Source organism: Streptomyces sp. NPDC059452, assembly GCF_042750035.1.
In the GTDB taxonomy this organism is placed as follows: Bacteria; Actinomycetota; Actinomycetes; order Streptomycetales; family Streptomycetaceae; genus Streptomyces.
In genome coordinates this window covers 38814-60339 of the sequence record NZ_JBHYVE010000007.1, presented here as the reverse complement: position 1 = coordinate 60339, position 21526 = coordinate 38814, and the positions used below count along the sequence as shown (strand labels likewise).

At 70.5% G+C, this 21526-nt stretch carries 15 protein-coding genes; 7 read left to right on the top strand and 8 right to left on the bottom strand.

Translation table 11 applies throughout. From position 1 onward, the window contains the following. Window positions 1–86 precede the first annotated feature (86 nt). The 4 genes from ACFW9Z_RS12290 (at window position 87) to ACFW9Z_RS12275 (ending at window position 6349) form a co-directional block, all read left to right on the top strand. Window positions 87–503, top strand: a complete 417-nt coding sequence (locus ACFW9Z_RS12290; RefSeq protein ID WP_073800187.1) for a hypothetical protein — start codon at window positions 87–89, stop codon at window positions 501–503. Then, on the top strand, window positions 500–4267 hold the full coding sequence (locus ACFW9Z_RS12285; protein ID WP_384638405.1) for an AAA domain-containing protein: 3768 nt from the start codon (window positions 500–502) through the stop codon (window positions 4265–4267). The genes ACFW9Z_RS12290 and ACFW9Z_RS12285 overlap by 4 nt, the downstream gene beginning before the upstream one ends. 45 nt (window positions 4268–4312) lie before the next feature. Further along, entirely contained in the window at window positions 4313–4465 is a 153-nt protein-coding gene (locus ACFW9Z_RS12280; protein WP_079277050.1) for an SEC-C metal-binding domain-containing protein, read from the top strand. A gap of 474 nt (window positions 4466–4939) precedes the next feature. Beyond that, window positions 4940–6349: a DNA-binding protein gene (locus tag ACFW9Z_RS12275; RefSeq protein WP_384638401.1), complete on the top strand. Its 1410-nt coding sequence runs from the start codon at window positions 4940–4942 to the stop codon at window positions 6347–6349. 43 nt (window positions 6350–6392) lie between these two features. Here ACFW9Z_RS12275 and metG read toward each other — a convergent pair whose 3' ends face one another. The 7 genes from metG to ACFW9Z_RS12240 form a co-directional block, all read right to left on the bottom strand. Then, the gene (gene metG, locus ACFW9Z_RS12270; protein WP_384638399.1) at window positions 6393–8117 is read right to left on the bottom strand and encodes a methionine--tRNA ligase; all 1725 of its coding nucleotides are present in this window, start codon (window positions 8115–8117) and stop codon (window positions 6393–6395) included. 243 nt (window positions 8118–8360) lie between these two features. Then, entirely contained in the window at window positions 8361–9104 is a 744-nt protein-coding gene (gene cas6e, locus ACFW9Z_RS12265; RefSeq protein WP_384638397.1) for a type I-E CRISPR-associated protein Cas6/Cse3/CasE, read from the bottom strand. Continuing rightward, complete coding sequence (cas5e, locus tag ACFW9Z_RS12260; RefSeq protein ID WP_384638394.1) at window positions 9101–10084, bottom strand: type I-E CRISPR-associated protein Cas5/CasD; 984 nt, start codon at window positions 10082–10084, stop codon at window positions 9101–9103. The genes cas6e and cas5e overlap by 4 nt, the downstream gene beginning before the upstream one ends. Next, window positions 10081–11439 (bottom strand): type I-E CRISPR-associated protein Cas7/Cse4/CasC, encoded by a 1359-nt coding sequence (locus ACFW9Z_RS12255; RefSeq protein WP_384638391.1) that lies wholly within the window; start codon window positions 11437–11439, stop codon window positions 10081–10083. Before ACFW9Z_RS12255 ends, cas5e begins: the two co-directional genes overlap by 4 nt. Continuing rightward, window positions 11436–12020 carry a type I-E CRISPR-associated protein Cse2/CasB gene (gene casB / locus ACFW9Z_RS12250; RefSeq protein ID WP_384638388.1) on the bottom strand — a complete coding sequence of 195 codons (585 nt, stop codon included), beginning with the start codon at window positions 12018–12020 and terminating at the stop codon, window positions 11436–11438. Before casB ends, ACFW9Z_RS12255 begins: the two co-directional genes overlap by 4 nt. 46 nt (window positions 12021–12066) lie before the next feature. Next, window positions 12067–13671: a type I-E CRISPR-associated protein Cse1/CasA gene (locus ACFW9Z_RS12245; RefSeq protein WP_384638385.1), complete on the bottom strand. Its 1605-nt coding sequence runs from the start codon at window positions 13669–13671 to the stop codon at window positions 12067–12069. 413 nt (window positions 13672–14084) lie between these two features. Next, window positions 14085–14531, bottom strand: coding sequence for an anthrone oxygenase family protein (locus ACFW9Z_RS12240; RefSeq protein ID WP_384638382.1), 447 nt, complete (start codon window positions 14529–14531; stop codon window positions 14085–14087). A gap of 90 nt (window positions 14532–14621) precedes the next feature. Here ACFW9Z_RS12240 and ACFW9Z_RS12235 point away from each other — a divergent pair, with 90 nt between their 5' ends. Further along, on the top strand, window positions 14622–15200 hold the full coding sequence (locus ACFW9Z_RS12235) for a TetR/AcrR family transcriptional regulator (protein ID WP_384638379.1): 579 nt from the start codon (window positions 14622–14624) through the stop codon (window positions 15198–15200). A gap of 612 nt (window positions 15201–15812) precedes the next feature. On the opposite strand, the gene ACFW9Z_RS12230 is transcribed toward ACFW9Z_RS12235, so the two are convergent. Further along, the gene (locus ACFW9Z_RS12230; protein WP_384638376.1) at window positions 15813–15992 is read right to left on the bottom strand and encodes a hypothetical protein; all 180 of its coding nucleotides are present in this window, start codon (window positions 15990–15992) and stop codon (window positions 15813–15815) included. A gap of 192 nt (window positions 15993–16184) precedes the next feature. Here ACFW9Z_RS12230 and ACFW9Z_RS12225 point away from each other — a divergent pair, with 192 nt between their 5' ends. Then, window positions 16185–20252: a hypothetical protein gene (locus tag ACFW9Z_RS12225; protein WP_384638373.1), complete on the top strand. Its 4068-nt coding sequence runs from the start codon at window positions 16185–16187 to the stop codon at window positions 20250–20252. Between the two features lie 343 nt (window positions 20253–20595). Beyond that, complete coding sequence (locus ACFW9Z_RS12220; protein WP_384638370.1) at window positions 20596–21408, top strand: SGNH/GDSL hydrolase family protein; 813 nt, start codon at window positions 20596–20598, stop codon at window positions 21406–21408. Window positions 21409–21526 lie beyond the last annotated feature (118 nt).

The following is a 21526-nucleotide window of genomic DNA, read 5'->3' as shown; positions in this document are numbered from 1 at the left end:
CATCCCCGGCTGTCCCACTCGACGGCCTACGTGCCAAAGTCGCTGGACAGGCCAGCAAGCGCATACGCGAAGGCAAGGAGCGGCACATGCACAACGGGGGATCGCCGTGGACACTCACTGTGCCCACAGGGGGTGACACACTCCGGCAGGAGCGTCTCACCCGGGATCTGCACGACAGTCTTCGGAGGGCAGACGATCTCGTCGTCGGCTTCCATGACGCCGAAGAGCCCGCCGAACCGGGCAGTAAGGGCACAGGTGTCGGCGAGGTGGCTCTCTGGGCCGCCACCACCGCGGCAGTCGCCCGTCCGGCGTCCCAGGTCCTGATCACCCTGATCAAGGAGTGGTGCGCTAAGGAGCGGCACCGCAAGGTCGTGGTCACCATCGGGGACGACTCCATCAAGATCACCGGCCGTCCGGACGCCGCACAGGAGCGCATGGTCCGGGAGTTCCAGGATCGGGTCGCCGGCGACGACGGCACCGCATCGGACGACGACGCGACGTGACCCGCTTCCACAAGCGCCGAGCTCTCCTGATCGGCAACGAGCACTACGACGATGGCCGCTTCTCTTCGCTGGCTTCCGTAAGGGCGGACGTGTGGGGACTCACCCAGGTCCTGAAGCACCACAAGATCGGCAACTTCGTCTCCGTACAGACAGAATCCGATCTCGCCGCCGATGACATGCGAGCAGTCATCGGTGAGTTCCTCCAGGAGCGCGACGAGGACGAACTCGCGTTCGTGTACGTCTCCGGGCACGGCGTGCGCACCGTACGTGACGGCGGCGAGTTCCACTTCGTCGCCAAGGACACCGACTACGACCGGGTGGCCGCGACCGGAGTCAGCGCCGGGTTTCTCAACGACGCGTTGGAGGAGTGCGTCGCACCGCAGAAGATCGTGATGATCGACTGCTGCCGCAGCGGCGGGTTCGCTGTGGGTCTGCGTACGTCGGACCGGCAAGGTGACGGCTCCGTGGCCAAGTCCGGCGAGCGGCCCCCGCTGACGAGCAGGGGCGTGTACGTCCTGTCGTCCTCGCGGGCCGGGGAGGACTCGTACGCGGACGCGGGCGGCGGCGACGATGCGAAGCCGTCAGCATTCACCGGCGAGGTCATCGAGGCGCTGCGCACAGGGAAGGTCAGCAAGGACAGCGGCAGCGCGGTGACGGTCAGCGACCTGTTCCACTATGTCAACCGGCGTATGCGTGCCCAGGACAGCGGGCGTCAGGTGCCGGTGCAGTCCGCGCTCGGCGTCGACGACCGCATCGTCATCGCGGACAGCCCCTTCGGCCGAGCCCCCATCCTGAATCCTCTGAGTCCTCGGCCCCGGGCAGCCGCGGGAGAAGCTGCACCGCCACACGCCGTGAAGTCCGCTCACGCACAACCCACCTGGTCCAACCTGCTGGACTACTACCGCGAGTGCGTCCTGGCCGAGAGTGCCGAGACACCTCTCATGGACGTGAGTCGGCAGGGCACGTCGTACGTGTGTCTGGACGGCGCGGAGAGGTTCATCTCCGGCGACGTCGACGACGACGGCTGCGTCGCGCTCCCCAAGGAAGCGGGCCCGCTGGTGGATTCAGCGGCAGAGGAGGATGCCGAGCTGTGGGCGGGCTATCCGGCCGTGCTACTCACCGGGCCTCGTACCGGGAGCCCCTGGCGGCAGCCGAAGTTCGCGCCCCTGCTGGTGCGCCGGGTCGAGATCGTCCAGGACGAGGGCGAAGTGCGGCTGAAGCCGTACGGGCCGGTGCAGCCACACCCTCAGTTGGCCCACGACTGGCTGGGCGAGGACGAGGCCAACCAGCTCATCGACACGTTTCAGCCGTCCTGGCATCGAGGACAGCACGACCGTATGGCGGTGGAGGTACGCAACCTCCTCACCCAGGAGTTCGAGCTGCCGTGCGTACAGGAGCTCCGCCCCGACCAGCTCGCCGACCACATCGACGTGCGCACACCCGGCCACGGGGCCCGCAACACCGCGGTCCTGTTCTCGGCACGCCCCCAGACGAACTTCACGAAGGGGCTTCTCAACGACTTCGCCCGCATCGCCGAACAGACTGACCAGATCGGAAATACCGCCCTCGGGGTGATCGCGCCCGACCCCTCGCAGCGCATCCGATGCCTCGCCCACACAGATCCCGAGCCGGCGAGCCTCGTGACTCCGCTGCCCTGCAACGAGGCGCAGAGCTTGGTTCTCCGGTCCGCCATGACCCGTCGCCTCACCGTGGCCACGGGCCCGCCCGGCACCGGCAAGAGCCAGCTGGTCGCCAATCTCGTCGCCACGGCGATCGCGGCAGGCCAGACCGTGCTCGTCGCGTCCACCAACAACGATGCCGTGGACGAGGTATGGCGCCGCTGCGACGAGCTGGTGCCCGGCAGCGTCGTGCGCACCGGCTCGGCACGGAGGACCGGCAAGAGCAACGCGGAGCACGAGACCGCCGCGCTCCACGCGCTGCGTACCGGCCCAGAGCCGTCCACCACCGTGGCCACGGCAGCCATGGAGACCATGCTGGCCGCCGACCGCCTGACAGAGGTACGGCGGCAGCTGGCCCACATCGCCGAGACCGAGCTGAAGCTACGCCAGGCAGGCGAGGCGCGAGCCCACTATGCGGGACAGCTCGGGATCACCGTCACCGAACTCCAGGAGCTGCTCGGCGGCCCGCAACTGCCGAGGGAGCTGGAGGACAGCGCACGCCGCCGCTCCCGCGCGCGCTTCCTCGGATCGTGGCGCCGATCCCGTTTTCTGCGCAAGGTCGGCCTGGAGGGGTACACCGGTGATCCCGTTACGGGCTGCCTCGCGCTCGCCGGGTTCGCCGCGGCCGAGGCGGAATGGCGTGACGGGCGCGAGCGCGCGGCCGTCGTTGACGACACAGCGCTCACGCGTGACCTCCGCGATGCGGAGAGCGCCGTCCAGGACGGTTCACGTACGTTCCTCGCCACCAAGGTCCAAGCTGCCGCCTGGGCCGGACGCCGCCACATCATGGAGCTGTTGACGGCCCGGGAGGGCAAACGCGGCGACTGGCCGCAGTTGAAAAGGGTCCTCGGGCGCTCGGGAACCTCGATGAACGCGCCCGCGGTGGCCGGATGGGCGGTCACCAGCCTCTCCGCCCGGCGTTTCCCACCGGACCCGGCCCTGTTCGACCTGGTCGTCATCGACGAGGCCAGCCAATGCGCCATCCCCCAAGTCCTGCCCCTGCTGTTCCGCGCACGGCGCGCCCTGGTCATCGGCGACCCCATGCAGCTGACGCACATCACGAAGACCAGCCCGCACCGCGAGGCTCTCATCCGGCGCGGGCACGGGCTGCGGTCCGACTGGCTGGAGAAGCACCACCTCGCCTACCGGCGCCACTCCGCCTTCCACGCGGCCGAGCAGTCCGCAGGCGGCACGCTGCTTCTCGATGAGCACTTCCGCTGTCATCCTCACATCGCGGGGATCTCCAACGAGTTCTTCTACGACGGTGGGCTGACCGTTCTTACCGACACCCGTGGCCGTCCAGCACTGGCAAACCGTTCCGCCGTGATCTGGACGGATGTGGCCGGGCGGGCCGCCCGGCCTCTGTTCGGTGGCTCCTGGGTCAACGAGAACGAGATCCGCAAGGTGCACGACAGCGTCCGCTACCTGCTGGAACAGCTGCCGCCCGAGGCCACCGTTGGCGTCGTCACTCCCTTCACTGCACAGGCCGAAGCCCTACGCAAGCGACTGAGCCCGTACGACGAGGAGCGTCTGCGCATCGGTACGGTGCACACCTTCCAGGGCGGTGAACGCGACGTCATGGTGTTCTCCCTCGTCGTCGGTGAAGGTATGCACCCGGGCTCCGTCGCATGGGTCGGTGAACAGCTGAACCTGTGGAACGTCGCCATCACCCGGGCCCGCAGTCACCTGGTCGTGGTCGGGGACAAGAAGCTCTGGCGGAAGCGGGGAGGCGTGGGCGGCGCGCTGCTTGAGGCTGTGGAGCGGGACGGCCTACCCCTGGGAGGCGAAGGCGAGGACGTACTGCTCAAACGCTTGTACCAGACCCTCTCCCTCGCGGAAGGAGCCACTGTCACGCTCGGCGAGACCATTCACGGGTATCCCACGGATGCCGTCGTGCGCGACATCGGCGGAGCTGCCCCCCAACCCGTGCTTCTCGATCGAGGAGTGGAAGAGGACGGCGACGCGGCACGCCACCTCCGGCTCATGCTGCACCGCCGAAATCTGCTGGGCGATGGTGACGGTGAAGCCGAAGCGGCGCGGTGGCCGGCCTGGCGGCTGTACGACACCGACGAGCAGCGGGGGTGACCTTCGGGCGTTCCAACCAGTCGACGAAGTGCCGCGTCTGACGTCGTGCCCCGCCAGGAGCCGCAGGTGTCCGGGCGCACGATTCCCAAGCAAAGGCCCGTCGGGCCGGGCCGCAGCGTTGGGAACACGCCCTGCCCATGCGGGTCAGGACGCAAAGCCCGTCGGTGCCACCCTGCAGGAGTACCCGGGCCCCTCTAAGCAGCGTGCAAACTCGCCTATGTGAAGCGGTCGACAAGGGCAGCACGCCTTCACGAGGCGGTCACAACATCAGGACTTGGGAGAATTCTGGGAGATGATCTTCCTCCGGAGCCCGACCGAGCCCCCGCCGCACCAACCCAAAACTTGGCCCTGACCTGCACCGTTAGCAAGGCGACCAGGTGCCGATCTTGCCCGACCCTCATTCGGGACGAAGAGGTCGTGGGTTCAAATCCCGCCACCCCGACAGCTGAAACACCAGGTCAGGGGCCTGATCCGCAAAAGCGGATCAGGCCCCTGACTCGTTCCTGGGGTCATCTTGGGTGCCGTTTGGGTGCCGAGGGCGGGAGGCGACTCCCAGGGCGGCCCCCATCAGCGCCGGGGCGGTTCGATGATCCGACGAGATGGCTCTCGTACGGATACCCCACGTACGCTCTGGTCGTCCGACGCACCCTGCCGGACGCACGAGAGGGCACCGTGGATCATCTCTTCACCGTAGACGGCCGGACGGCCACACCGATATCGCGCACCCGGCTCGCCGCCGAGGGCCTGCTGGAGCGGGAACACCTCCAGGAGTGGGTGATCGCCCATCCCCAGGTGCTCGGGGAGTCGGTACTCGTGATCACCGCGGAGTACGACCGGTGGGCCGACATGGACGGGGTGCCGGCGCGCGACCGGCTGGATGTTCTGGGGCTGGACGCGACCGGGCGTCTCGTCGTGGTCGAGCTGAAGCGAAAGACGGCCGACCGGGACGTGCACCTCCAGGCGATCACCTATGCCGCCCTGGTGTCCCGCTTCGACCTCGACACCCTCGCCCAGGCACACAGTGACTTCCTGTCGCGCCGAGGGCAGGCCCTCGGCATCGACACGTGCAAGCAGCGGCTGCTCGACCACGTGGACGGGGAGTGGAGTCCGGAACTGCTCCAGCGGCCCCGGCAGGTGATCATCGCCGCCGATTTCCCCAAGCAGGTCACCCACTCCGTCGTCTGGCTGTCGGAGATGGGCCTCGACATCGACCTCGTCCAGGTCGGCCTGTGGCGGGTGGGAGAACACCTCGTCGCCGGGTTCACCAAGGTCTATCCGACCCCGGAGGTCGAGGAGTTCACGCTCGCACCGGCCCGGGTCGAAGGCGAGGCGGCGGCCGAAAAGCTGCGGGAGCGCTCGCAATCAAGGAGGGCCGTCCACACACTCGTCGGTGCGGGCCTGCTGCCCGACGGGACCAGGCTGCTGCTGACACCGCGCCACCGCGTGCCGGAGGCCATCCGCGCCGCGATCCGGTCCTGGGCGGCGCAGAACACCGCCCGGGCGGCTGCCACCTGGAACAACGATGCGGAGAGTCCTCTGACTTGGGATGCGGACGGAGCCTCTTACACCCCCACCGGGCTGGCCAAACACATCTTCATGAACGTGACTGGCCGTTCCCTGGACTCCGTCCAGGGAACGACGTGGTGGGATGTGGACACCACCCACGTGCCTGTCGGCGTCGACCCCGAAGCCTGGGCCACACTGGCAGGGACAGGCCTCACCGGACTGGTCGGGCAGCTCAACGGAACCCGCAAGGACTGGGCCGGGCTGCACACCCTGCTGAGTGCCGTCCCAGCCGGACGGTGGGCCTCCTACAGCGACCTGGCGGCAGTGCTCGGGAGCCATGTCGTCCTCACCAGCCAGCACCTCGTCACCTGCGGCCAATGCCCCAACGCCTGGCGGGTTCTCACAGCCACCGGGAAGGTCAGCACCAGTTTCACGTGGCCCGACCCCTCGCGCACGGACACTGCCAGAGACGTCCTGATCGGCGAAAGCATCCGTTTCAGGGGAGACAGGGGAGATACAGCCGACCCGGACCAGCGCCTGCGCGAGAACGAGCTCCGGCACCTTCTCGACGGCTGAGAGCCCCTTCGAGGCCCTCAGCCCATCGTGATCTGCCCCTGGCTCAGACGGCCGCGCCGCCGAAGCGTTCGCGGTAGGACTCCAGGTCGTCTTCCGTGATCTTCGCGAAGAGGACCGGCGGGACGGTGAACGGGGTTCCGGCCGGGACTGCGTCCAGGGACGTGGCATGCTCGGCGGTCACCCAGGTCGCGGTGTCGGCGGTCGGCAGGGCGAAGGACCTGCGCATCGCGGCGGCCGAGGACGGGATGAAGGGTTCGGAGACGATCGCGTACAGGTGGATGAGGTTCATCGCCGTACGCAGGGTCAGGGCCGCGCCCTCCGGGTCGGTCTTGATCTCCAGCCAGGGGGCCTTCTCCTCCAGGTAGGAGTTGCCCGCCGACCACAGGGCCCGCAGTGCCGCGCCCGCCTTGCGGTACTGGAGGGTGTCCATGTGCTCTTCGTACTCGGCCAGGAGGCGGGCGATCTCCTCGCCGAGTCGCGTCTCCGCCTCGCCTGCCGCCGCGCCCGCGGGGACCTCGTCGCCGAAGCGCTTGCGGGAGAAGGAGAGCACGCGGTTGACGAAGTTGCCGAGGGTGTCGGCCAGGTCCTTGTTGACCGTGGCCGCGAAGTGCTCCCAGGTGAAGGAGGAGTCGTCGGACTCGGGGGCGTTGGCGATCAGGAAGTAGCGCCAGTAGTCGGCGGGGAGCGTCTCCAGGGCGGCGTCGGTGAAGATGCCGCGCTTCTGGGAGGTGGAGAACTTTCCGCCGTAGTACGTCAGCCAGTTGAAGCCCTTGACGACGTCGACCTTCTTCCACGGCTCGCGGACACCGAGCTCCGTGGCCGGGAACATCACCGTGTGGAACGGGACGTTGTCCTTGGCCATGAACTGCGTGTAGCGGACGGTGTCGTCGGCCTCGTACCACCACGACTTCCAGTCCCGCACCTCACCGTCCGGGGCGGCGTCCGACCACTCCTTCGTCGCGCCGATGTACTCGATCGGGGCGTCGAACCAGACGTAGAAGACCTTCCCCTCGGCCGCCAACTCCGGCCAGGTGTCCGCCGGAACCGGCACACCCCAGTCCAGGTCGCGGGTGATCGCCCGGTCGTGGAGGCCCTCGGTCAGCCACTTGCGGGCGATGGAGGACGACAGTTGCGGCCAGTCGGCCTCGTGCCGGGCCACCCACTCCTCGACCTCGTGCTGCAACTTCGACTGGAGGAGGAACAGGTGCTTGGTCTCGCGGACCTCCAGCTCCGTGGAGCCGCTGATCGCCGAACGCGGCTCCAGCAGGTCGGTGGGGTCCAGGACGCGGGTGCAGTTCTCGCACTGGTCGCCGCGCGCCTTGTCGTAACCGCAGTGCGGGCAGGTCCCCTCGACGTAACGGTCGGGGAGGAAACGGCCGTCGACCGGCGAGTAGACCTGCCGGATCGCCCGCTCCTCAATGAAGCCGTTCTCCTTGAGCCTGCGCGCGAAGTGCTGGGTGATCTCGACGTTCTGCTGCGAGGAGCTGCGCCCGAAGTAGTCGAAGGCCAGCTCGAAACCGTCGTACACGGCCTTCTGGTCGTCGTGCGCCTGCGCACAGAACTCCGCCACCGACACCCCGGCCGCCTTGGCAGCCAGCTCGGCGGGCGTGCCGTGTTCGTCGGTCGCGCAGATGTACAGGACGTCGTGACCGCGCTGGCGGAGGTACCGGGAGTACACATCCGCCGGAAGCATCGACCCGACCATGTTGCCCAGGTGCTTGATCCCGTTGATGTAGGGAAGCGCGCTGGTTACCAGGTGTCGAGCCATCCTTGGATGCTCCATTTCGTACGTACGGCGCCGGTGGCCGTGCCACGGCGGGCCCAGGCAGGGAGGAAAAGCGCAGCGGGTGGCGACCGCGTGAGAGCGGGCAGCTGCGAACCGCCGCAATCGTATGGCAACCGGGGGCCTGCCCGGCGAGGCGTTTATCCCTCGGACGCCCGGCCGGTTCCGTACAGCCCAGGCCGTCCGTCCCGTATCGCTCCCGGCCGGTTCGCCCCGGTTCCGTAGCCCTCACCGCACCAGGATCAGTCCGCAGCTGTACGCGCGGGCGTGGCCGATGCCCTGCGTCAGGGCGGCGACGAACACCTGCGGGTCCGTGACGGTGAGGGTGCCCTTGATCTCCGCGCGGGCGATCCGGAGCCCCTTGTGAGGGGCCGGGCTGGAGACCTTCGGGAGCATGCGGAGGGCCAGCCGGTCGGTGTCGGCGTCCGCTCCGATACGGGTCACGCCGTCGGGGGCCACGGCGGGCTCGCCGGTGGGCTGGAGGCGGCGGGCGAACCAGGTCTTCACATGCTCGGGGCGGGTGTGCGCGACCCGGGTGCCCCGGGTCTTCTCGGGGGAGCCCGGCGCGGGCGGACGGCTGTACACCGGGTTGACGACCGTACGGAAATCGACCCGGTCACCCACACGGAAGGTGCGGTCGACGGTGAGGGAGTGGGGTTCCTCCGCGAGCGCGGCCCGGGGGACGCGGCCCCAGTCACCGGGGACGGAGGACTGCACCACCAGGGAGAGCAGGGCCTGCCGGAGGTCGATCGTCCAGGTCGACAGGATGCCCATCTGGGAGCGGGCGTCGCGGCTGCCGTCGTCCACCCACCCCTGGAAGCCGCTCATGACGGTGCGGTGCATGTCCTGGGCGTCGATCAGGGACTTGGCGGCGTAGGGGTGCCGGGCGTCCAGGGCGAGCAGGGTGTGCGTGGAGACGAACCTGGCCGTGGTGTGCGGGGTGCTGGGGACCGTGGTGGGTGTGGTGTTCACGGGATGATGTCCCATTCGCTGGCGTGCGGGGCGATGGTGATGCGGTGGCGGGTCTCCCACCGGGGGCCGTGGACCGGGCCGTCCGCGTCGAACCGTACGGGCTGGTCGTGGACGGGGCCGGCGCTCGGGAGGGGGTTCTTGCTCTTGCCCTCGTTCTTGCCCTCGCCCTCACTCTTGCTCTTGCTCTCGCTCCAGACGTACTCGATCCAGGCGTGGGGCCGGTTGTCCACCGCCTGGGCCGTCGCTCGCGCCACCTCTCGTACGTTGGCGGGCAGCAGCGCCTTCGTCTCGAACACCTCCAGCAGCGTGCCCGGCTCGATGCCCAGGGCCAACTGCCCCGACGGCGGGCAGGACTTGCGGCCGAGCCAGAGGAGACGCTTCGGGTGTTCCAGGGCGTGAGCGACCCGTTCCAGGAGTACGGGGTCGGGGTGCTGGAGGCCGACGAGGAAGGCTGCGTCGGCGAGGTACCAGCGTTCGGTGAGCATGGCGTTGCGGCGGACCTCGCCCGAGACGAGGGCGCCGGAGACCGGGTCCGCGGCGATCCGCTTCGGCGCCCCGTACCAGGCGTTCAGGGTGGGGCGGCCGAACGGTCCGGGGGCCTCGTCCCCCGTGCGCGCGCTCGCGGAAGCGTAGACGGAAGCACTCGGGTCCGCCGCCTCCGCCGCTGCCGCCCGGCGGTGGTCCGTGGCCAGGTCGCGGGGGCGGAGCGGGTAGGAGCCTCCCCCCACGGTGTGGAAATCGCGCAGCGGGGCGCCGGGGTGGTCCGCGCGGACGCCGAAGCGGACCTCGGCGAGCTCGCCGAGAGGCTGCTCCCGGTCGAGGCCGAGGGCCGCGGCGCACAGCCCGATCACCCCGGACTTGGTGGGCCGGGGGTGGGTGTCGCGGTGCGCGAACCGGCTCGCCACCCCCCAGGACTGCAAGGGCCCGGCCAGCCGGATGAGCAGCACGTGCTCCTGGGGCATCACGTGCTCCCGGGTCATGGCGTGAGGTCCTCGATCCTCTCCACGACCGTCGCGGACGCCACCAGGCCCGGCTCTCCCAGGAGTTCGTCGATCCCGGGGTCGTAGGTGAGGACCCTCGCCGACCGCAGGTCCTCGCGGCGCCGGCTCACGAAGGTGTGGTGGCGCAGCAGCCTGCGCACCGCCGCGGGGCCCGCCGGACCGTCGCCCCCCGCGCTCTCGGGGGACTCGTCGACGGGGAGCTGGAAGGCGGCGGCGTAGTTGTACGGGCGTTCGCCCTCGAACGCCAGGACCAGGGCGGGCAGCGAACCGGTGGAGGCGGTGGAGTTCTTCTTGGCCTCCGGGAACGCCTCCACGAACGCCTTCACGAACTCCCGCTCGGCGTCGGCGGCGGCCTCTTCCGCCTCGTCCTCCGTCATCCCCGCCACCCTCAGGTTGGTACGGAGCTGGATCCGGTCGAGGACGGTGTGCCGGTAGAAGGTGCCGGAGATCAGGGACTGGTAGCCGGTCATGCCCGCGCCCGCGTCGTCCGCCGCGTCGAGGAAGCTGAGGGCGTTCCGCTTGCGGTCGAGTTTCGCGTCGTCGGCTGCCGCGTAGAAGTCGTCGATCTGTTCCGCTTCGTGCACGGTGAAGGCGTGGCTGCTCTGCACGGCGCCGTCGACGTTCGGTGAGTCCGCGATCTCGGCGAGGAAACGCCCGTAGAGCGCGATGTCCACGGCGTCGCGCGGGGCGATGGCCAGCAGGACGGCGTCCCGGGTGGCCTTGGCGAGGGGCGGGAGCTTCGGGGCGGCGGCGGGCTCCGCGGCGCTCTCCTCCTCCGGGACCGGCGGTGACGCCTCGGACTTCTTCCTGGCCCCCCGGCGGGACTTCTTCGCCGCCTCCGTCCGTTCCTGCGCCGCGAGGTAGCTGTCGCGCCACTCCCTGACCTCGTCGGCGTGCTCGGCGATGTGGGCGGCGATTCTCGCCCCGGCGTCGGCGGGCGCGAAGATCAGGACCTTCGTCAGGTTGGCCACGGTCTTCTTGGCCGGGTCGCCGAACTTCAGACCGCTCGCCTCGATGACCGCACGTGCCGTGACGACGCCCTCCTCCCGCTCCCAGCCGTACGCGGACTCCAGCTCCCGCGCCGCCAGCAGCGCCCACTCGCGGGTACGGATCCCCATGCTGCGGCCCTTGAGGGCGCCGAGGCCCGCGTTGGCGCGGTTGCGGGCGTAGACGCGCTCGGCACGCCTGCGGGCCTGGCTGGTGATCATGTGCCGCTCGGCCCCTCCGTAGACGAGGCTCTTGGGCTGGCCGTTCTCGTCCCGTACGGGAAGGACCGCGACAAGGGTCTCCAGGAGGTGCAGGGAGAGGAACTGGCTCTGCGGGGCCTCGGTCACGTGGTCGCGTCCTTCCGCGTCGTCTGCTTGTCCGGTGCCGGACGGCTCCGCGCCGGCGGGGTGTGGAAATCGACGGACCACCCGTAGGAGATGCGCGCCGTACGGTCGTTCCACCGGATCAGGTCCTCGGTGAGCTGCGCCCAGGAGGGCGGGGCCTGGTCGCAGGACCGGAGCCGGGTGACCGTGTGCTGGAGGTGACGCCACGGGATGCGGCGGCTGGCGACGATCCGGTCCAGGAGGCGTTGCGCGCCCGGGTTCTCGGGGCCGACCGCCTTGCCGCTGCCGATCCGGCGGGCGGCGGTGCCGAGGCTGCCATGGCCGTACGAGGGCACCGGCCGGCCCCGGTGGTAGACCGCGAAGAGGAACGCCACCTGCTCGAACAGCTCCCGGTGGTCGTCGCCCCCGTACCAGCCGGCCCGGATGTGGGCGTTGGTCGGGGTCCGGGCGCGGCGCAGGCTGGCGAGGGTGCCGTACTCGCGGTTGCGGACGAGGGAGGTGAGCCAGTTGGTGAGGCCCGCGCTGTCGTGCGGGTAGCTCTGGCCGGTGGAGGTGAGGGCGTCGGGGCGGCCGTGCTCAGGCACGCGCGGTCCGTCTTCGGCTTCGATCCTACGGGGTCCGTCCAGGGCCTCAGTCATGCGCGATCTCTCCTCGGATTTCGGCCGGGGCCTTGGCGCTCTCCATGTCGTCCTCGAAGCGCTGCTGGGCGCGGGCCCGGGCGCGGTGGCCCCGGTCGTTGGGCGGGAGGGAGTCGAGACGGTGGGTGAGGTGGGTGCGGGCCGCGGTGACCAGCGTCCGGGCGTAGCCGACCAGGGGGGCCGACACCGGGTCGTCGTCATCCTCCTCCCCCTCCTCGATCACCTTGTCGAGCAGGTTGCTGAAGGGCTGGGCGGCCACGGGCCAGAATTTCCACCGCCCGTCGAAGCGCGCCACGGTGGCGGCGGTATCGGCGGCGTACGCGGCCGGATAGGCGGTCTCCGAGGCCACGACGGCCGCCCGCTTCAGGCTATCCGCCAGGTACTCGGCGATCTTCGAGCCACGGTAGGAGGCGTGGTGCAGATGCCTGGCCATGCCTGGGGCGTACGGGTAGGAGCCCTGGGTCCAGGCGACCGGCAGAGCCTTGTTGGCGAGCAGGCCCACGGCCCAGAGGTGGTAGGGAGCGCCCGGCCCTTTCTTCTCGTACGTGAGGGAACGGAGCCGTTCGTAGAGGCCGGGCTGCGCGTCCTTCACCGCCCCGTACAGCGCGTGGGCATCCAGCCAGAGCGCCCGGGTGGGCGACGGCCACAAGGGCTTGTCCAAGCCGTTCATGGTGGTGCGGAGCACCGCGTCCTGGAGATGGCGCTCCAGGTCCAGTTCGAGGACTTCACCCGCGCCGATCAGGACCCGGTCGACCATCGCCTGCCCACGCGGGCCGCGGTGCGGGCGCAGGAGGATGGAGCGCCCCAGGGCGCTGTGAAGATCGGCGGAACTCCTCGGAGCCCTGGGCCTGGCTTTCGCGTCGAACTCCCGGCGCTTGATGGTGCCGCTCGTCCAGGAGGTGTTGAGGGGCTGGCCGGGGCCTTCGGGCGGGTAGAGGTTGAGACGCAGTGTCTCGCCGAGCGTGCGCCCGAGGGCGATGATCCGGATACGCCCGGTGAGCCGGCCGGCGGCCAGATTGGTGACGGCGGGCCCGAGCCCCTCGCCGGACATGCGGGCGCGGCCGTACGGGGCGTACACGTGCTGGGTGAGCATGGCCCGGAACGCTTCGGCGGCAGGCAGGGGGTCGTCGCGCTCCAGGTGGTGGTGGTCGAAGTGCTGGTTGTAGTCCCCGGTGTGCTCGATGACGAGCTGTGCCGTCCCCGTACCGCTCTTCCGCATGCAGGGCTCAAGCATCGAGTTCTGGCCGAGCGGCACTTCGGGGTCGAACAGGTCCCAGGACGCGTCCGGTTGGGCCGCCAGCCACGTGGCCGCCCGGCGGAGGTCGTGCCCCTCGGTGATCCAGGTGCGCCACTCCTCGGGGGAGGTGGGGCAGGTGCCCGAGGCGAAGCAGATCGCCAGGAGGTACTCGATGACGGCAACGGTCTCGCCCGGGGTCGCGCAGTGGACGGTACTCAGCCGGTCGGCCTCGGCGAGGACGGCCCGCAGGGAGTGGTGAGCGGTGGCGCCGTCGAGCGTCACGGTGGGGATGCAGGGCTGAGTCCTGGGGTCCCAGCTGAGACGCGGCTCGGCCGAACCGGGAGGGCGCGCTTCGGGCAATGCCTGGCTACCGCTTTCTGGATCATGTCGGGCGGGCGGGAGATGGCGGCGAAGTCGACGTAACGGGCGGGCATTTCGACGAAAAGAACGCTAACAGCTGTTGATCGGTGGGGTGGTGGGGTTCGGTGGATCCGCCCGCTGCCCGCCGCCCGCCGCCCTCGGGCGGGAGGGCGGCGGGCGGAAAGAATCCCCGCTCGCGCGGGGGAAGCCCCAGCACGGCATCCGCACCTGTCGACGGACCATTCCCGCTGAGTACGGGAGTAACGCTTGCCTGCCACCGGGATACCAGTATCCCGGTATCCCGGGAAGCCATCCAGCACACCCTCTTCACCCCAGGCGCGGGCCTATCGGGCGCGGGCTCATCGGGCGCGGACCCATCGGGCTCAGGCCCATCGGGCGCGGGCCCATCGGGCTCAGGCGAGGGCGGCGACCAGCAGGGTGAAGGCGGCGATGACGACGGCGACGCGGACGTAGTGGAAGCGGTCCCAGCGGTTCATCTGCTCCTTCCAGTCCTCGGGCCGGTTCTCGGGGGTCCACGTCTTCCCGCGGTTGTTGATCGGGACGAGCAGCAGGAGCGACATGATCACGCTCAGGATCAGCAGCGCGGCGGCGGTGACGACGAGGCCGGCGCCGTCGTGATGCCACCCGGCGATGGCCCAGGCCCCGCTGAGGACGAGCGAACCGATGTACCAGAACGGCATCACGGCACCGAGCATCCGGCCCCCGTGGGCGCGGCCGCGCAGGCCGCTGTCGCCGGGGAGTGCGTTGAGGATCGGGTTGATGACGAAGGCGACGGAGAACTCCACCCCCACCATCAGGCCGACGACCACGGTGGTGAAGACCTCAAGTGCGGTGAGCATGCTGACCCTCTCGGAATCTAGTGTTGCTAGATGATGGATCAACGCTAGATCTGCCAACGCTCGATTGTCTAGCAATGCTAGAGTCGGGTCATGCCGGTACAGGAACGCAAGCAGCGCGAGCGGGCGGACCGCGAACGCCTCATCGTGGCAACGGCCCGCGAACTCGCCGAGCAGCAGGGCTGGGACGCGGTCACCACCCGCCGCCTCGCCGAGCGCATCGAGTACAGCCAGCCCGTCCTCTACAGCCATTTCCGCGGCAAGCGCGAGATCATCGGCGCCGTCGCCCTTGAGGGCGCCGCCGAGATGGCCGCGGCGCTGCGGGCCGCGACCTCCGCCACGGACGGCCCCCGCCCCCGGGTCACCGCCCTCGCCCGCACCTACCTCGACTTCGCGGAGCGCAATCCGGCGGTCTACGACGCCATGTTCCAGCTCGACGGCGGCCTGGCCTTCGCGAAGGAGGACACACCAGAACCCCTCAAGGACGCCTTCGCCGCCCTGCTGGAAAGCCTCGGCGAGGTCGCCGGGGACGGTGTCCACCCGGCGCTGTTCACAGAGGTGTTCTGGGCGTCCCTGCACGGGCTGGCCACCCTGACCCGGGCCGGACGGCTGCCACCGGAGGACACCGGACGCAGGGTGGAGCTGCTGGTGGACCGGCTCGCCGCCCTCTGACGAACCGTCCGCCGGGCGCACACAGCCGGGCCCTCGACCCTCGACCCTCGGGCCTCGACCTTCGGGCCCCACGCCTCGGACAGGGACACCCGGCCAGCAGGTGAGGGCTTCCGGAGCCGGCCGCCGAAGAGGCCGCATACACTGGGAGATTGCCGATTCAGTCGGCATCTCGGCGGGCTGCGCCCTGATGGACAGCCTCTGTCCCGGGTCCCGCCCCGCATACGCGGAGCGAGACCCGACAGCAACGGCCGAGGCGGCCGTTCTCGGCGCGTTACGGGCGTCGAGAACGGCCGTTCCTCACAGGAAGAGGTGGCTCACCCCGGCGGCCGCCAGCGCGGATGCGACTGCCGCGATACAGATGAGCAACAGATCGCTTCTGTGACGCCGCAGCCAACTCGCCACTGAGTTCTCCGACATGAAGATCCTTTCGTTCCGGTAACCCCCTCCTCGGCCGCAGGTGCCGAAGAGGACGATGCCGGAGCGGAAGGGCGGCGAGCTCCGCACACCCACATTCTGCCTGAACTCCTGGGAAAAAGTTGCACAGTTGGAAACAGAGAGGCCATCGGGAGCTGTAGTGCCCTAGCAGTGCATCGGCACCTGTCGAGTTGACCATCACCCCGACCGCCGTCGCCTGACGAGGATCGTGAGCGTCGAGCGGGCGTCGCGGCGGCGCTCCGGGGTGCGGGCCAGGACCGAGGTGAGGGCGACAACGGCCAGGACGCCGCCGTAGAGCAGGCCGGCGGCGGCTGTCAGGGTTGCGGTGTCCCGGAGCAGTTCGGGCAGCATGGACATGGAGGAACCCTTCGGTCGGAAGGCCGGTGACGACCTTTCGGTTGATGGCTCCAGCCTCTGGCAATGGGCAGACGGGCCGCCAGCAGCCGTTTCGACCTGTACCCGGGCAGGGCGATTTCCGCAGGCCAGCCCACCTTTTATTTACGTGCGCGCAAGGTCTTCCCTGTCGGAGGATCGGGAGAGGGGACAGCGATGCCGGACCGGACTGGGGAGTCGGCCCGCGCACACCTCGGCTCGATGTTGAGGGACCTGAAGCAGGCGTCGGGTCTCGGCCCGAACCAGATCGTCAAGGCCTGCGCGGAGCACAGCCTGAGCAGGTCGACCCTCCGGAACTGGCTCAGTGGCACCTCGGCCCCTGCCGCCACCCCGGAGAAAGAGGACGTCTTCTGGTGCTTGGTCAGGGAGTTGCAGGCGGCCGCCGGGCTCCCGCGTCTCCGCAGCGACGACGAGTGGAAGTCGGCCCTGCATGCCGCCCAACGCGAGGGGGCCCGGAACGGGGGCCGGAACGCCTTCCCACAGCACCAGAAACCGGGGCTCCGCCCCTTTGTCCGGGCCCACCTCCCTGAGTTGCGCGCCCAGGAAGGCCTGGTCGGCCGACGCGGTGAACGGACCGCGATGCACGCCTTCGTGCGCGCCTCCGGCCCGAAGGCGCCCTCATACCTGTGCTGGCGTGCGGAGTCGGCCGTCGGCAAGACGGCCCTGCTCGCCGACTATGTGAAGCGGCCTCCGCCGAACACCGATGTCCTCAGCTTCTTCGTCTCCGAGGCGCACGGAACTCATACCCGTGCCGCCTTCACCGTGGAGATGGGCGAGCAGATCCGCGCCTTCCTGGGCCCGAACAAGCCCGCCGGGTCGGCCCCTGGTACCCCGCAGGGGTGGGCGAAGCTCTTCGGCAAGGCCGCCGCGAAGAGTGCCGGGCACGGGCGGAAGCTCCTCCTCGTCGTCGACGGCATCGACGAGGACATGGTCTGGGCGGGCCCAGGACCACGCGCCGCCGGCCGGAGCGAGGAGGGCAGGGCGCACGGCACCGGCCGGGGCGGGAGCATCGCGGCACTGCTCCCCTCCCGTCCTGGTCTCCATGTGCGGGTCATCGTCTCCACCCGGCACGACCGCGTTCCCGACGATGTTCCCGCCGGGCACCCACTGCGTCTACGGACGTGCTTCCGCGAGCTGAAGCCCCTCACGCAGTCGACCGAGGATGGGCAGGCTCCCCGGACGGGGGCTGATCGACTACGCGCGAGCGACCCGGGCAGAACCGTTGTGGACCTGCTCGCAGTGACGGGCGAGAGCCTGCGCGCGGTGGACCTGGCCGAGCTGGCCCAGGTGCACGTCGAGCAGATCGACCACCTCGTCCACAGCAAGGACGCACGAGGCGTCCTCGTGGACGACCCGGTGACCAGGACGTACGCGCTGGGCTCCGCCGACCTCGTACGGTCGGTACGGCAGGGGCTCGGCCCGGCAGGAGTCGCCCACCGCGCCGCCCTGCTGCACGCCTGGGCCGACACCTGGCGTGCCGCCGGCTGGCCCGAGGGAACGCCTCCCTACCTGTTGACGGGCTACCTCCAGCTGCTGGAAATCCCCATGCACCGTGAGGAGTACGTCCTCGACGCCCGGCGGCAGGCGAGGCTCGCGGCCATGGCCGGCCACGATGTGGCTCTGGCTCAGTTGGATGCGTACGAGGTCGAACTCGGCACGGGTGGGGTGAGCCCGGAACGTCTCGGGGCAGTCGTAGTGAGCCCTGGGCGTTCCGGGACCGCCGTCACGAACCCGGCGCCCCTCGGGGCCGCCGTCGCGAGCCCCGCGAGCCTCGGAGTCGCCGTGCGGCTCGCTGCCTCGCGTGCCCTTCTGGTGGGTCGCGCGCGCCGGGTGCCGCCCGGAGCGTCGGTGCTCTTCGCCCGGCTCGGTGACGTGGCGCGCGCCCGTGCGCTGGCCCGCTTGGCACCGGGCCCGCTGCTCAGAGCCGTAGCACTGGCACAGGTCGCGGTGGAGGTGGGCCGCGCGGGGCTGGAGGGGGCGGAGGGGGCGGACCCGATCGCGGAGGAGGCGGCGGGGTGGGCCTCCCGCGTCGACCGGGTCTTCCCCCGTCCGGCGCAGGACACCGACGCGTACGCGCAGATCGCCGAGGCCGCCCACGGACTCCGCGCCCTGGGCAGGACCGGCCCCGCACGCGCTCTGCTCCGGGTCGTGGTCCTCAGCGGAGCGGCCGACCTCAAGACGGTCGTCGGGGCGGCGGCGGCCGTCCTGGCCGAGGACGCCGACCCGCGATGGGTGGAGGCCGTGGAGGCGCGGGCGGACGACCTGAGCGCGGGCGGCCCCCGCGCGCAGGCCGCAGCCGTGGAGACCTGGGGATCGGTTGCCCACCGGCTGCCTTCCCGGCACGCCGCCATGAGGGAACGCATCCTCGCCCTCTGCGAGGAGCTGGACCCCTCGGACGGCCTGGCGACCGTGGATGTCCTCGCCCTCGCCGCCTCCGCACTGGCGGAACGCACGAAGGTGGCACCGAAGCTGGCGCGAACCGCGCTGAAACGGCTGTCCGCCGCCCTCGACGACCACGACAGCCTCTCCCCCGCCGACCAGGCCCACCTGCAGCGTGAGGTCTCCAGCACGCTGCCCCGGCTGAGCAGGGCCGTGGACATCTCACCCTTCCGCGACGACCTCGTCGAGCTCAAGGAGTTGGTGACAGCCCATCGCGACCGGCTGCGTATCGGCGTGCTCGGCGACGACCTCGCGGAGCGCGGCCAGGCGGAGATCGCCGCAGGCGAGGAGCGCAGGGATGCGGAGGATGCCGCGAACAGGGAGAAGGAGGAGCAGCGACGGAAGGCGGCGAGGAGGGAGAAGGACGCGGAGAACCGGGCGAGGGCAGCGGAGAACGAGAGAGTGCGGCGGACGTTCCGTGGGCTGCCCGCCGCGCCCTCGAAGCCCATCGCCAAACGGAAGCCTTCGCGGGGCCGGACGCGGACGGCGGATCGCCCGGACGTTCGCGGCGATCAGCCCGAGTACGAGGACCGGCTACCGGAACACGTCACTCTTCTCCGGCAAGCTGAGAGGTGGTTCGGAGGCGGGAACACTCAACTCGCCCGTGAGCTGCTGGAGGAGGCCCTCCGCTGCTCGCCGCTCCCTCCGGAGGAACCGGCCGGACTCGGCGCCGACTGGACTCCGTCACTGGCCCAAGCACTCGGCGAAGTAGGGAAGTTCGAGCAGGCCGAGCGGCTGGCCGGTGCTGTCCTGGATCCGGAAGGCAGGGTCCGGCACCTGGCCGACCTCGCGCTCGGGTGTTCCCAGGGTGGGTACGGCGTCGAGGCGCGCCGGTATGCGGGCGAGGCGGCCCGGCTGGGCGGCAACGCCCACGACCCCGTGGTGCGGGGCCTCGTCGCGCAGGCGCTCGCCCATGCCGGGGAGGCCGCCGATGCCGTGGAGACGGCCGAGCGGCGGAGGCCCCAAGGCGAGGAGTCCGAGGGTGAGGAGTCCGTGGTCCCCGCCGCCCGTACACAGATCCGCCAGGCAGTGACCGCCGTCGCCGCCGGGCTGGCCCGCCGGGACCCCGGGGCCGCCGCCCGGCTCGTCGAGCCCGAGGTCGCGAAGCTGAGGCAGCGCATCGGCAACGGGAGTCCGCTCAATCCGCTCCCCCAACTGGCCGGGCTCCTGCTCGCCTTCCCCGATGTACGGCGGCCGAGCCCCCACCTCCGGGAGGCGATCCGGCTCGCCTCCGCCTTCGTGGACGAACCCCGTCAGCAATGGCGCCCGCAGCCCGTGGTGGTCCGCGCTCTGCTGGAGGTGCTCGGCTGCTGCCCGGGACCGGAGCCGTACCGCCTCATCGGGGCAATCGACGCGTGGCAGCGCGCGCTCCCGCCGGATCAGGTCCCCCACGCCGAACTGGCCCTCCTCAAGGCCGTGCAGGGTGATGTCGCCGCAGCTCGGCGCGTCGCCGAGGAGGCGCCGACGGCCGGTGGCCGGGCCGTCGCCCTGGCCGCCGTCGCCCGCCACCTCGCAGGCGTCCCGGCCGTCCTCTCCGTCGACCGTGCGGCGGAGGACTCCACGCTCCGCCTCTGCCGGACGCTCGCCCACGCCGCAGGCGACGGCACCGCACCCGACAAGGCGGCGGCCCGGCTGCTCGTACACGAGATGCTGGCGAGCGAGGAGGCCTGGACACACGCGATCCCGCTGCTTCCCCGGCTGGCCCCCGAGGCCCTCGTACCCCTCGCCGAGTTGGCGCGGGCCCACGGCCCGGAGAGCGCGGGCGGCGGGCGCCGGTCGGCCTGAGCCGTTCAACCAGCCTGAGCCGTTCAACCGGGCTGAGCCGTTCGGCCGGGCTGAGCCGTTCGGTTGAACCTGGCTCCGGGGCGGGGGCTCCCGTCGGCCTTCGCGGGGGCGGAATCACCGCCGGATCAAGGACGCCCGGACGCACAACATTTCCTTGAACTTGCCTGTTCCGCCACGGAGTTGGGTGTCTATCTACGCGCGGAGCTTCCGCCTCCGAGCGATCATCCGGGCATATCAGACGACTTCTTACGCGGGCATTACCGGCGGGTACCACGAGCTGCTAGACACTGCATCGCTCCCTTCACCCCCCACCCACCCCCCACACTTCGAAGGATCGGCAACCATGTCCGTACGTAGAATCTGGGCATCCCTCTCCACCCTCGCCCTCGCCGCCGTGGCCGCTCTCGGTGTCGCCGGGACCGCCGTCGCGGCGGACTCCTCCTCGGCCTCGGCGGGCGGCTATGTCGCGCTCGGCGACTCCTACTCCTCCGGTGTCGGCGCCGGGAACTACCTCCCCGACAGCGGCGACTGCCGACGCAGCGCCAACGCCTATCCGCAGCTGTGGGCGGCGGCGAACTCCCCCACCTCGTTCGCCTTCGTCGCCTGCTCGGGCGCCACCACCTCCTCCGTCGCCCGTGGCCAGCTCGGGGCGCTGAACGCCGCCACCTCGCTGGTCAGCGTTACGGCCGGAGGCAACGATGTCGGGTTCGCCGCCGTCATGCAGGACTGCGTACTGGGCAGCGAGGCCACCTGCCTCAACAGCGTGAACGCCGCGATCGCCAAGATGAACAACTCCCTTCCCGGCAGCCTCGATTCGCTGTACGGGAGCATCCGTGCCGGGGCCCCCGCCGCCCAGGTCGTCGTCCTCGGCTACCCCCGCTTCTACCAGCTCTCGGGAAGCTGCGTCGCGGGGCTGACGGAGACCGAGCGGGCCGCGATCAACGACGCGTCGGACGTGCTGAACGGGGTCCTCGCCAAGCGGGCCGCCGATGCCGGGTTCACCTTCTCCAGCGTCGTCGACGAGTTCACCGGACATGAGCTGTGCTCCGGCGCCCCCTGGCTCCACAGCGTGACCGTGCCGGTCCAGAACTCCTACCACCCCACGGCCGCCGGGCAGTCGGGCGGCTATCTGCCCGCCTTCCGGTCGGCGGTGTAGCCGGGACCGCTCGTACGCATCGCATACAGGGCGGCTCATCGAGGGATCGGTGGGCCGCCCTCACACGTCCCCCCGCGCGTCCCGGGGGGGGGCGGCCGGGATCGGTACCGCCAGTACC